The organism is Actinoplanes sp. NPDC051346 (genome assembly GCF_040682215.1).
Taxonomy (GTDB): domain Bacteria; phylum Actinomycetota; class Actinomycetes; order Mycobacteriales; family Micromonosporaceae; genus Actinoplanes.
The window spans coordinates 249,164-262,316 of sequence record NZ_JBFBAJ010000006.1 but is presented as its reverse complement, the minus strand read 5'-3'; the positions used below and the strand labels follow the sequence as shown (position 1 = coordinate 262,316).

Annotated in this window: 5 protein-coding genes; all 5 read right to left on the bottom strand. The window is 70.2% G+C overall.

The annotated features are described in order from the left end of the window. Positions 1 to 12: 12 nt before the first annotated feature. The 5 genes from AB0M36_RS17380 to AB0M36_RS17360 all read right to left on the bottom strand — a co-directional run bounded on the left by AB0M36_RS17380 (position 13) and on the right by AB0M36_RS17360 (position 13,089). Positions 13 to 7,722 carry an amino acid adenylation domain-containing protein gene (locus tag AB0M36_RS17380; RefSeq protein ID WP_364158303.1) on the bottom strand — a complete coding sequence of 2,570 codons (7,710 nt, stop codon included), beginning with the start codon at positions 7,720 to 7,722 and terminating at the stop codon, positions 13 to 15. After that, a complete protein-coding gene (locus AB0M36_RS17375; protein ID WP_364158300.1) occupies positions 7,719 to 7,934 on the bottom strand; it encodes an MbtH family protein in 216 nt (71 codons plus the stop codon). Before AB0M36_RS17375 ends, AB0M36_RS17380 begins: the two co-directional genes overlap by 4 nt. Positions 7,935 to 8,548: 614 nt before the next feature. Continuing rightward, positions 8,549 to 9,865 carry a VCBS repeat-containing protein gene (locus tag AB0M36_RS17370; protein WP_364158297.1) on the bottom strand — a complete coding sequence of 439 codons (1,317 nt, stop codon included), beginning with the start codon at positions 9,863 to 9,865 and terminating at the stop codon, positions 8,549 to 8,551. A gap of 409 nt (positions 9,866 to 10,274) precedes the next feature. Then, a complete protein-coding gene (locus AB0M36_RS17365; RefSeq protein WP_364158294.1) occupies positions 10,275 to 10,931 on the bottom strand; it encodes a DUF305 domain-containing protein in 657 nt (218 codons plus the stop codon). Positions 10,932 to 11,037: 106 nt separating this feature from the next. Further along, the gene (locus tag AB0M36_RS17360; protein ID WP_364158786.1) at positions 11,038 to 13,089 is read right to left on the bottom strand and encodes a P-loop NTPase fold protein; all 2,052 of its coding nucleotides are present in this window, start codon (positions 13,087 to 13,089) and stop codon (positions 11,038 to 11,040) included. Positions 13,090 to 13,153 lie beyond the last annotated feature (64 nt).

The window sequence follows — 13,153 nt, the reverse complement described above, 5'->3', positions numbered from 1 at the left end:
TCGTCGGCCATCTCAGGACTTCTCGGCGGAGATAAAGGAGCGAAGGGCGTGCAACGACCGGTCCGCGAAGCGCTGGATGCTCTCCGGGTCGTTGAGGTTGCGGCTGAACTTGAACTGCAGCGACAGGCAGCCGTCGGCGAACTGTCCCTGCACCTGCAGCTGATGCATGCGGGTGAGCTTCGGCATCGGCCACGGGTCGTCCAGCGGCGGGCCGAGCAGCGGCGACTCCTCGGGCTCGTGCTCGAACTCGCCCCAGTTGTTGAGCAGGATCGGCGGCTTGCCGAGCGGGGCCAGTGCGGCCGCGACGTCTGGCCGGGCGCCGACGTAGCGCAGCAGGCCGAAGGCGAGACCGCGCCGGGGAACCGCCTTCAGCTGGGCGGCGACCGAGCGCAGCAGCGCCTGGGGGCCGTCCTCGTCCGGCAGCTCGACGAGCCGCGGCGAGGTCATCGAGAACCGTCCGATGGCCCGGGAGAGGTCGAGGTCGTCGCCACCGAGCTCGCGGCCCCGGGCGACCAGGTCGACCAGGATCGATCGCTGGCCGCTCCAGTCGGCGAAGCCCCGCAGGACGGCGGCGAGGATGCCGTCGTTGACCGTGAGACCGTAGTCGCGCGGCAGCAGCCGCCTCAGCCGCGCGGTCTCGTCGACGTCCAGGCTGACCGTCGCCGTCTCCTCCGAGGACATGCAGTCCTCGCCGCCCTCGTGGTCGAGCGGCCACCGCGGCAGCGGCCGGCGGGCCAGCGCTGTCCAGTAGGCGATGTCCTCGTCGAGCTGGTTCGAGCGGGCGAGCCGGTCGAGGTTGCGCGCCCACTGGGCGAACGACGAGGTGGTCGGCGTCAGTCGCGGGTGGCGGCCGGCCTCCAGAGCGGCGTACGCGTCCTGGAAGTCCTCCATCAGCACGTCCCACGAACTGTTGTCCATGAGCTGGTGGTGGACGATGGCGATCAGCCGGTCCGGCCGGTCGGCGCCGAAGCGGACGAGCCCGAAGTGCAGCAGCGGCCCGCGTTCGAAGTCGAGCTTGGCGTGCAGGGTCTTGTCGAGCCGGTTGAACGCGACCTCCTGCGCCGCCGGCGGCAGCGCCGACAGGTTGACGCTGGTGAACGGCGTGCGGTCGAAGCTCTTGGCGACGTGCGTGCGGTGCCGGCCGTTCTCCCGCGGGAAGCTGATCCGCAGCGACTCGTGGTAGTCGAGGACGGCCGCCAGGGCCAGCTCCAGCAGCTTGGGATCGAGCTGCCGCATCGCGTCGAACATGAAGACGTGGGTGTAGTCCTCCTTGTCCGCGAAGTCCCGCTCCTCGAACGCCAGGTTCGACGGTACGGGCGGGATGGCACCCTCGTCGGCCGGCTGCTCGACCACAGTCGGCACCGAGGTGGCGACCGTGGCCAGCCCGGTGATCGTCGGGTTCGCGATGAACTGGGCCGGCGTGATCGTGATGCCCGCCTTGCGGGCCCGGTCGACCACCCGGATCAGGTGGAGCGAGTCGCCGCCGAGCGTGAAGAAGTCGTCGTCGCGCCCGACCACGTCGACCCGCAGGACGTCGCGCCAGATTCCGGCGAGTCGTTCGGCGACCGCCTCGTCGACCGCCTTCTCGACGATTCTCGGCCGCGGAGCCGGCTGTTCCACCGGCTTCGGCGCGGCCGCCGGCGCCCGCAGCGCCACCCGGTCGATCTTGCCGTTGGGCAGGTGGGGCAGTGAGTCGACAAGCACCACCGCGGGCACCATGTAGCCGGGCAGCCGCTCCTGCAGAACCGAGCGCAGCGCCGCTTCGGAGACCGCCGCACCCGGGCGCGGGGCCACGTACGCGATCAGGCGCCGCTGGTCGGGTCCGTCCTCGGCGACGTCGACGAAGCTCTCGGCGACCTCGTCGATCGCGGCCACCGCGGCGGCCACGTCGCCCGGCTCGACCCGATGCCCACGGATCTTGACCTGCTCCCCGATCCGCCCCAGGAACTCCAGCTCGCCGCTCGGCAGGAAGCGGCCGCGGTCGCCGGTGCGGTACCCGCGGGCACCGAAGCGCTCCGCGGTCAGCTCCGGGTCGCCCAGGTAGCCGCGGGCGACTCCCGAGCCGGCCACGATGATCTCGCCGGGCTGACCCGGCGGCACGGGGCGCAGACGCTCGTCCACCACCGACAGCTGTGCGCCGGGGATCGCCCGGCCCAGCGGCACCACGGTGCCGCGGCCGAGACGTTCGGCCGGAACCTCGGTCACCGCGACGATGCCGGTGGTCTCGGTCTGGCCGTACATGTTGACCAGGCGCGGGGCGTCGCCCGCGGCCCGGATCGTCTCGGGCAGGTCATAGAGCAGCGGCTCGCTGGCGGTGAGGATCACCTCGGGGCGCCATCCGTCGGCGCGGGCCAGCGCCGGCTGGGCCACCCGCAGATAGGAGGGCACGAGGTCGAGCACCTGCACCTCGTGGACGGCGGCATGGGCGAACAGGTCGTCCGGCGCCGCGAGCTGCTCACGGGTGGCGATGACGACCCGGCCGCCGAGGGCGAGCGGGACGGCCAGCTGGCGTACCGACGAGGAGAACGCGAACGAGGCGGTGTGCAGGTACACCGGCTCGGCGGGCAGCTCCAGCACGGCCGGCAGCGCGTGCAGATAGGCGGCCAGGCTGCGGTGATCGACCACCACACCCTTGGGCATGCCCTGGCTGCCGGAGGTGAAGACGACGTACGCCGGGTCGTCCGGCCCCGCCGCCACCGGTTCGGCGACCTCCCGCGTCAGGCCGGCCCGCTCGATCAGCAGCGGCTCGCCGGATCCGGCCGGGACGCTCGCGGCCAGTGCGGCCGACGTGATCACCAGAGTCGGTTCGGCCTGGGCGGCCATCGCCGCCAGCCGGTCCGGCGGATAGGCCGGGTCGAAGGGCACATAGGCCCCGCCGGCCTCGAGCACGGCCAGGATCGCGGTCACCAGGTCGATGCCGCGGTCGAGATACAACCCGACCCGTACACCCGGGCGGACCTGTCGGGCGGCGAGCACCCGGGCCAGCCGGCCGGAGCGGTTGCGCAGCTCGCCATAGGTCAGCCAGTTGTCGCCGCAGGCCACCGCGATCTCGTCGCCGCGCCGCGCCGCCTGCTCGGCGAAGTGCCGCGGGAACGTGAGCTCGTCGGCCCCGGCCGGCAGCGCCGCGCCCAGGCCGAGGGTGGCCAGCGAGTCGAGCTCGCCCGGCAACAGCATGTCGTCGCCGAACACCGGCGCGTCCGGTTGGGCCACCAACCGCCCGAGCAGCGCCTCGAACCGCTCCATGAGCCGGGCCACCGTGGCCGCGTCGAACAGGTCGGTGCTGTATTCGGCGTGCCCGGCCAGGCCCGACTCGGTCTCCCACAGGTCGACGAGCAGGTCGAACCGGGCGGTCACCTGGTCGGCCTCGATCTCGTCGAGCACCAGCCCGGGCCCGGGGTCGGGCAGTTCGCGCGCCAGGTTCTGCAGGGCGAAGCGCACCTGGAACAGCGGCGTGTGGCTCAGGTCGCGCACCGGTGCGACCGCGTCGACGACCATCTCGAACGGGACGTCCTGATGGGCGTACGCGCCGTGGGCCGTCTCCCGCACCCGCTGGAGCAGCTCCGTGAAGGTCGGGTCGCCGGAGAGGTCGACGCGCAGCGCCAGGGTGTTGGCGAAGAAGCCCACCAGGTGCTCCAGCTCGGTGCTGGGGCGGTTGGCGCTCGGTGTGCCGACCACGATGTCCCGCTGGCCGCTGAGCTGGGCCATGAGCACGTCGAACCCGGCCAGCAGCAGCATGAACAGCGAGACGTTCCGGCGGCGGGCCAGCTCGGTGACCGCCGTGGAGAGCTCGGCCGACCATTGCACCTCGTGCCGGTCGCCCCGGAAGGTCTGCACGGCCGGACGAGGCCGGTCGGTCGGCAGCTGCAGGGTGGGCAGGTCGGCCAGCTGCTGCTTCCAGTAGGCCAGCTGCGCGTCCACCTCGTCGCCGGTCAGCCAGGACCGCTGCCAGTGGGTGTAGTCGACGTAGCCGAACTCGAGCTCGGGCAGCTCGACCGACCGGTAGAGGGCCATCAGGTCCTCGAGCACGATGGACAGCGACCAGCCGTCCGAGACGGCGTGGTGCAACGTCAGCAGCAGCACGTGCTCGGTCGGCGCGGAGCGCACCAGAGTGGCGCGCAGCAGCGGCCCGGTGGAAAGGTCGAAGGGCCGGACCGCCTCCTCGGCGGCGACCGTCGCCAGGCGCTCGTGCGGGTCGTCCTCCGCGGTCAGGTCCAGCTCGGTGAAGGGGAACTCGTCGGCGGGCAGGATGCGCTGCAGCGGGTCGCCGTCGGGGGCCGGGAAGTAGGCTCGCAGCCCCTCGTGCCGCGCCCAGAGCGCGCCGACCGCGGCCCGCATCGCCGCGACGTCCAGCTCACCGGTGAAACGCAGCGCGATCGGGACGTTGTAGAAGGCGCTGTCCTCGGCGAGCCGGTTGAGGAAATACAGCCGTCCCTGGGCGTACGACAGGGGCGCGTCGCCGGTACGCGGCACGACCGTCAGGCCGGGGCGGGGCGCCTTGCCGCCCAGCTCGGCGATCCGCTCGCTCAGGTCGGCCAACGACTTGGCCTCGAGGAAGACCGCCAGCGGCAGCTCGATCTCGAGAGCCTTGCGCAGCCGTGCCATGGCCTGCACCGCGAGCAGCGAGTGGCCGCCGAGCTCGAGGAAGCCCGACTGCCGACCGATCGCTTCGAGCGGCAGGTCCAGCACCTCGGACCAGACCGTGGCGACGGCCTGCTCCAGGGGCGTGGCCGGCGGGTCGATCGCGGCCGCGGCGCCGACCGTGCTGGGCAGCGGCAGGGCCTTACGGTCCACTTTGCCGCTGCCGGTCAGCGGGAGTTCGTCGAGCACCACGATGTGGTCGGGAACCATGTAGTCCGGCAGTTCCCGGCGTAGGGCGTCGCGCAGCTCGGATTCCCTGACGGCTGCGCCGGCGGCGGTGACGTAGCCGACCAGGCTGGCGTCGCAGAGCAGCACCACCGCTTCGCGGACGGCGGACAGGCGGGTCAGCGCGGCCTCGATCTCCTCCAGCTCGACCCGGTATCCGCGCACCTTGACCTGGGTGTCGACGCGGCCGAGGCACTCCAGTTCGCCGTCGGCGCGCAGCCGGGCCAGATCGCCGGTGCGGTACATCCGGCTGCCGGGCTCTCGCGCGAACGGGTCGGGCAGGAACCGTTCGGCGGTCAGGTCGGGCCGGTTCCAATAGCCGCGGGCGACCCCGGCGCCGGCCACGTAGAGCTCGCCGATCGTGCCGCGCGGCACCGGCGAGAGGGTGCGGTCGAGCACGTACAGCCGGGTGTTGGCGATCGGCCGACCGATCGGCACGGTGGCGCTCAGGTCGGTGCCGTCGCCGACCTCGTACACACAGCAGCCGACGACGGCCTCGGTCGGACCGTATTCGTTGACGATCCGCAAGCCCGGCACGCGTCGGCGCCAGGCGGCGGCGGTGCCGCCGTGCAGCGACTCGCCGCCGACGACCAGATAGCCGTCGGCCCGCACAGTGGTCGGTGGGATCGACTTGTCGAGCGCCTCGAGGTGGGCCGGAGTGAGCTTCATCAGGCCGTGGCCGACGTCGCGCCCGAGCGTGTCGGCCAGCGTCGACAGCTCGTCGCCCTCGGCGACGAGCGTGACTGGGTGGCCGGCGAGCAGCGGGAGGAACAGCGTGGTGACGGACAGGTCGAATCGCAGCGGCGAGACCAGCGGCGCCCCGCCGACGTCGGCCACCCGGTAGGCGCGAAGCGCCCAGCCCAGATAGTTGCCCAGCCCGCGGTGGGTGACCGCGACGCCCTTGGGCCGCCCGGTGGAGCCGGAGGTGTAGATCAGATAGCAGATGCTCTCCGGGTGCGGGCGTTCCCGCGTGTACGACCCGGCGTCGTCGCCGTCCTCGTCGGCCCGCAGCACCAGGGCGGCACTCGCCGGCACCCGGTCCGCGTGCCGCTCGCCGGTCAGCACGACCCGGACGTCGGCGTCGGTCAGCATGAACGCGACCCGCTCGGCCGGCTCCCGCACGTCGAGGGGAACATAGGCGCCGCCCACCTTCAGCGTCGCCAGCACGGCGGCCACCAGGTCGGCGCCGCGCTCCAGGAACAGGCCGACCCGGGTCTCCGGGCCCACGCCGGCTCGCCGCAACCGGGCGGCCAGGCGGTCGGCCCGCCGATCGAGCTCGGCGAACGAGACGACCGTCTCCCCGTCGATCAGGGCGGGGTCATCCGGCGTACGCGAAACCTGCTGCTCGAAAAGCTCGATCGCCCTGACGTCGGCAAGCGAGGCGTCAACGGTCCGGTTCCACTCGGCGTCCGCGCGCAGTTCGTCCTCGGAGAGCAGCGCGGCCGCACCCACCGGGGCGTCGGCGGCGGTGCTCAGCTGGGCCAGCAACCGGCCCAGGTGGACGACCGTGCGCTCGACGGTCGCGCGGTCGAACAGGTCGGTCGAATACTCGAAGATGCCGTGCAACGAGTCGTCCTCGCCCGGCCACAGCTCGAGGGTGAGGTCGTACTTCGAGATGGGCAGGTGGTGGTCCACCGCGGTGATCCGCAGGCCGTCCCGCTCGACAGTCAGCGCCGGGTCCTCGACAAGGGCGAACATCACCTGGGCGAGCGGGGTGTGGCCGAGGCTGCGCTCCGGGTCGACGGCCTCGACCACCTGGTCGAACGGCGCGCCGCCGTGCGTCAGGCCCGACTGCGCCACCTCCCGGACCCGCCCGATCAGCTCGCGGAAGGTGGGCGAACCGGCGGTGTCCAGCCGCAGAACCACCGAGTTGACGAAGAAGCCGACCATGGACTCCAGCTCGAGCCGGGGCCGGTTGGCGACCGGCGTGATGACCGAGACCTCGTCCTGACCGGAATAGCGGCTCAGCAGCGCGGTGAAGCCGGCGAGCAGCACCATGAACGGGGTGGCCCGCTCGGTCCGGGCGATGTCGCGGACCGCCGGCCAGATGCCGGCCGGCAGTTGGAAGCGGTGCCGCTCGCCACGGAACGTCAGCTGGGCCGGTCGCGGCCGGTCGAACGGCAGCTCGATCACCGGTGGCGAGTCACTCAGGGTGGTGCGCCAGAAGTCCACGTCGGCGGCCAGCTCGGCGGCCCGCTCGGGACGGGCCTCCCAGGCGGCGAAGTCCGCGTACTGGAGGGTGAGCGGTGCCGGCTCGGCGCCGGTGCCGTACAGGTCGAGCAGCTCGTCGATGAGGATGGTGACCGACCAACCGTCGCAGACACTGTGGTGGATCGTCAGCAGCAGGACGTGGTCGTCGTCGGCGAGGCGGAACAGCTTTCCGCGTACGAGGGGGCCCGTCGCGAGCCCGAAGGGGCGCTGTGACTCGGCGGCGAGCGCGGCGTTCAGCCGATCGGCGTCCACCGGAACCGGGGTCAGCTCCACCGCCGCGTCGGGCAGGATGCGCTGGACCGGCTGGTCGTCCACCGCGGGAAACACCGTGCGGAGGGCCTCGTGCCTTTCGATCAGCCGGTTCAGCGCGTCGGCGAGCCGATCGATGTCGAGGGAGCCGGTCAGCCGCAGGGCGGTCGGCACGTTGAAGACGAAGCTGCCCGGGTCGAGCTGGTCCATGAACCACAGTCGGCGCTGAGCGGCGGAGAGCGGCAACTCGCCGTCGCGGGAAACCGGAACGATCGTGTCGCCGGCGGCGGCCTTGCGACCGGCGAGCCGCTTCGCCAGCAGGGCCCGCTTCGCCGGTGACATCGCCTCGATCCGGTCCGTCGAGGTCAGGAGCTTCTCCGGTGTGCTGCCCGTGTTCATCGGCCGCCCTCCAGGTGCGCGACGAGGCTCCTGGGTCGCATGTCCGACCAGTTCACATTCACGTAATCGAGGCACCCGGAACGCGTGTCGGCGCCGTGCACAACGGTCCAGCCGGCGGGGACGGCAGCGAAATCGGGCCAGATGGAATGCTGTCCCTCGTCATTGACGACCACCAAGAATTGGCCATCCACGTCGTCAAGCGGATTTGACACTGACCTCACCCTAACCCATATAAAACGGAACGTCCAAGTTATGGCCGGGCAGCGTAAACGCAACAGCTCACCCGGCGATAGCGATTTTCTTAATTGACGAGTGCCTCTAGTCCGCGCACGGCACGGTCGCAAGTGCACCGTCGGCGTTCACCAACGTTGACCACGGAACCGGGGGCGGCACAGTCGTCCAACTGGTTCAAGCCCAACGCCCAGACGGACGAGCTTCACGCCCAGTACGAAGGCCCGAGAAAGATACGATTCATTATTAACAATAAAACTGGAGTTCCCCCAGAATATAAACGCATTTGTTCCCCCCGTTAACTCACGGAGGACAGTAGCAAGGGCCCATCGGGCCCGCAAGGCTTCGACAGTGCTGGATCAGCGACACTGCTGAATGCCCGCACCGCCCGTATTGAACTACATTCTACTGACCTGCATCTATTCAAGATCCGGGCATTTCATGGAAACTGCCCTAAACCCGGCTGGCGCCCGCTTCCAGGATGGAGTTCCTCCGGGATGGACCTTGGGCCGGCCCGCGTCGAAGATGGACAAGCCGACCGCGCTCTACGAGTGCGACCTGCCCGATGAGGACACCGGGTCTCCGCTCGCGGTCGCTATCCGGCGAGGACGCGTGCCTCGGTCCGGCCGCTGGCCGTGCCGGACTTCTGCACCGCGAGCAGGTCGAGACGGCCGTCGCCGTTCCAGTCCGCGACCGACAGATCGTGACGGTCATCCGTCGCGCCCAGCGCGGTGACGGCCTTCAGCAGGTCGCGTCGGAAGCTCGACGCGCCGTCCAGGACCCGTACCTCGGTCTTGCGGCTTGCCGTGTCCGACTTCTGCACCGCCACCAGATCAAGGCGGCCGTCGCCGTTCCAGTCCGCGACCGACAGATCGTGACGGTCATCCGTCGCGCCCAGCGCGGAGACAGCTTCGAGCAGATAGCGCTGGAAGCTCGACGCGCCGTCCAGGACCCGTACCTCGGTCTTGCCGCTCGCCGTGCCCGACTTCCGCACCGCCACCAGATCAAGGCGGCCGTCGCCGTTCCAGTCCGCCATCGAGAACGACTGGTGCTGGTCGGTGGAGCCGAGCAGGGTGGTGGTTTCGAGCAGGTAGCGCTGATAGCCGGACGCTCCGTCGATCACCCGCAGCTCCGTCAGGCCGCTGGCCGTGCCTGATTTCTGGACGACCGCCAGGTCCAGCCGACCGTCACCGTTCCAATCCGCCATGGAGAACGCGTGGCGTTCGTCGGTGGGTCCGAGGGCGGTGGCAGTGTGCAGCAAGAGGTACTGGAAGCTCGAGGCCACGTTCGGGATCGTCGACGTCCCGTCCAGGATGAACAGCTCGGTCCGACCGCTGCCCGTGCCGGAGCGCTGCACCACCACCAGATCGGGGCGGCGGTCGCCGTTCCAGTCGGCCACCGACATGTCGTGTCGGGCGTCGGTCAGGCCTTGACCTGTCCCGGCGGTCATCAGTGAGCGCTGGAAGGGCCCGATCGGTTTCTTCGCCGGGGCCTTCGATTTCGGGGCGACCGCAGTCGCGAGGCTGGGTAGCCACAGCTCCGTCACGATCAGGTGCGCGTCGTGCGCCTCCGGCGCGTACGCCAGCGGATAGGCGGAGCCCTGCACCCGCTGGCAGATCTGTCCGATGTCGCCGGCCAGCCAACCGCCGGCCGGGTGCTTTCGGATCATCGAGTTGAGGAAGGCGTGGGTGGAATAACGCGGATCGACGAGCTGGCCCGGCTGGCCCCAGCCCTGCGAGGGACGCTGCTGGAAGAGTCCGAGGCTGTCGTGATCGACGGCGACGCTGTGGTTGTGCAGGGTGCTTTCGGCGATCGCCGTGGTCATGGCGATCACCGCCGCCCGCTGGGGCAGCCCGCGGGCCCGGACGTTGCTCACGATGGCTCGGGCGCAGGAGATGTTGTAACCGGTCACGGATGGACCGAGCCGTGGCCCGTTCATGAACGGCCGCAGGCGATCCGCGATCGCTTGGTCAGCCGGCGACACGCCGTCGGGTTGGCATGGCGCGGATGCGATCGCCGCTCTCGCGATCGCCGGTATTGCGGAAGTTGTCGGCCCGGCGGCATGGGCGGCGGGCGAGATCAGCGATCCGGCGGCGAGGGCGGCGGCCACGGCAACCGGCGCCATAACGCGACGTCTCACGACGCGTGCTCCCGGCGTGGAGAGCTCGCAGGAGTCAGCGGATTATCTGCCATGTTTGGGTCCCCCTGCGTGCTGACTGCCCTGCCGCCCCAAACCTGCCATATGCCGAGCCCGTCCGGAAGAGCGCTCAGGCTGGGAGCTGGCTGAGAAGTCGAATCCGGGGTCGTCCGCGCGTGCCCCCTCAGAGCCGCTCGAGGACCTTCTTCATCGTAGCGATCTCCGCCTGCTGATCCGTGACGATCTTCTGGGCGAGAGCCTTGGCATCGGCATTCGACCCCTGCGCCGCTTGCTGCTGGCCCATCTCGATGGCGCCCTCGTGGTGGGCGATCATCATGGTGAGGAACTGCTTGTCGAAGGCCGCTCCCTTGGCGTCCATCAGCTTAGCCATGTCCTTCTCGGACATCATGCCGGGCATCGAGCTGTGATCGGTGCCGTGGCCACCCATGCTGGGCATGGCGGCGGGCTTGCCCCAGGCGGTCAACCACTGGGTCATGGTGTCGATCTCCGGCTGCTGGGCCGCCCGGATCTTGGTCGCCAGGTCCTTGACCTCGGCGTCGGCGGCGCGACCGTCGGCCATCGCGGCCATCTCGATCGCCTGCCGGTGGTGCTCGATCATCGCCTGGGCGAACGTCACGTCCGCGTCGTTGGACACGGCCGCGCCGGCCGAAGCGCTCGCCGGGGCGTTGCTCGTCGCGCTCATGCCGCCGTGGTTCATGCCCGAACCGGAGGACTTACCGTCACCGCCACAGCCGGACAGGACCAGGGTGGCGGTGACGGCGGCGCCGGCGAGCAGGCCGCGGCGCAGGACGACAGAGGACAGGGCAGGACTGCTCATCATGGGTGTGTGACCTCTCGAGGACGCGGTAAGCGGCCAGTTCGGTGGCGGGCACATCGGTACGCACGTCTGCAGTACGCGCGGCCCCGTTGATCAGTTCAACGACACGTCAACCCGGACGGGGATGGAAGAGACGGATCGCGACGGCCTCAAGCTCGTCCCGATCACACTCGAGCAGTACCTCACGCAGCGACTTCAACGCCTTGGTGTGGCAAGCACGGTCGAGCCTGCTCGTCGCCAGCGCGCGATGCCAGCTGACGTAGTCCCCACAGTTCCTGCTGAGCGTCACGATCCCGAGCTCGCCGTTGCTGATGGCGGTCAGTGGCCTTGCCAGCGCCGGCCACCGGGTCAGCATCTCGGCCAGGATCACCAACGCCTTCGACGACCGGATGGCTCCCTCCAGGGTCATCGTCGGCATCTTCCGCAGCAGGATCCGGCCATAGAAGGTCCAGGTGTTGATGAGACGCTTGATCTCCCGGCCGGACAGTTCCTCCCTGGCACCGATCCGCTGCCGCATCAGGGCTCGCACCTCCGGATGCCGCTCCAGCGTGTAGAGGTGCAGATCCGGTATGGGCAGCGCCTTCGGCATCTGACGAACGGCTCTCGCCGAGGCTGCCCGGCGCTCCGCGGGCGCGGACCTCATCTGCTGCGACGGCACCGCAGGGACCGGGTCCAGGCGCGCGGTCAGCTCGGCGTGGCGGCGGGTCACGCCGGGGCTCAGCACGGTCGTCACCTCGCGGAGGATGGGCTTCTCGACATCCGCCTCGACCTCACCCAGCATCTCGGTAAGGAACATGTCGAGCGTGCTCTCTCCCACGGCGGGCAGCACCACCGGAAGGTGCGAGAGTTTGCGAAGGAAGCTCCACCCCGGGCTCGGGTCGTCCGTCGGCGTCGACGACCGCGCGGACTCGACGTGACGGTAGAACTCCTCGATCTGCGATGCCACGATCTCCTGATCGAGGCCGATCACCACGCGGCATCCGCGCAGGGTGCCGGACAGGAACAGGTTGAGGGCCTGCAGCGCCTCCATCGCGACCTGAGGCCCGCACCTGTCGAGATCATCGACGAAGATGACCAGTTCCCGCCCGGTGGTGCACAGGGTATCGAGGACCGTTCGCACGTCATGCTGCACCAGATACAGACTTCCTGACTGCGAATGGTGCAGCGGGTCACGGAGGTTCGGGTCCGGTGAGGAGGCACTCAGTGCCCCGCTCAGTACGGGACTCACGAAGATCTCCTCCGGCAGGAAGCGACTCGCCTTCCCGAAGAGGAACCGTGCCGCCGTATGCAGAACGCCGAGGCCGATCAGCACCGCCGGCACGGCGATCGCCCACACGTCCGCCGACTGGCCGTACCCGGTCCAGGCGTCGTCCTCCCGCAGGAACTGCACCGCCACGGGAATGGCCAGAGCTATGACGGCGACCCGTAACAGCGGGGACATCAAAGATCGCCACAGTGCACGGCGAAGAGACGTGGCGTCGAGACGTTCCGCGTTCCGGCGGAACCAGAACCTGCGCTGGGCGTTCCGGTAGTGAAACGTCGCCGGCACCGCCGCCTGGTTCACCGCCTTGGCGAGCGCCGCCCAGAACTGCTCGCTCGTCTGGTGCGCCCAAGGCTCCAGGATCGTGGTGACGGGAGGCTTGCGGGCCGGAGCGGCTCGCGTACGCGCGGAGTGAGAGTGCCCGGCCGCCCGGTCCCTGACCGAAGTGTGCCGTCGCCCGAGCCACATGGTCAGCAGGATCCCCGCCGGCGTGACGCGCCGCGCGTGCCACAGCTCGGCCACCCGTCCGCCGATCGGCAGCGACCGGCGCTCCCGCCGCTCCCACGCGCCGGCCTCGCTGTCCAGCCTCTGTTTGACCAGGTGCATCACGGTCGTCTTCCCTGATCCCCACGGCCCGTCGATGGTGATCACCTGAGGACCGGAGTGCGGCGCGGCTCCGACCGACAGCTCACCCTCCAGCAGGAGCTCACTCAAGGTCTCGACCATCGACGTACGACCGAGGAGATCCCGGCCGGCCGGCGCGTCGACGATGCCCTTGAAGTAGACCGCCGGCCGATTGGTCCCGCTCTTGACCCGTGGGACCCGAAGAAGATCAGGACTGGCCTGGTCGCCGCGTTCCTCCCCGGGAACCGTCGTCGTCTCCCGCTGAGGAGGCGCCAGGGCCCGGACGGCTCTGCGCAGCGCGCCGGGCCGTTTCTCCCAGTGGGGAGTTGCCGACGGCGGC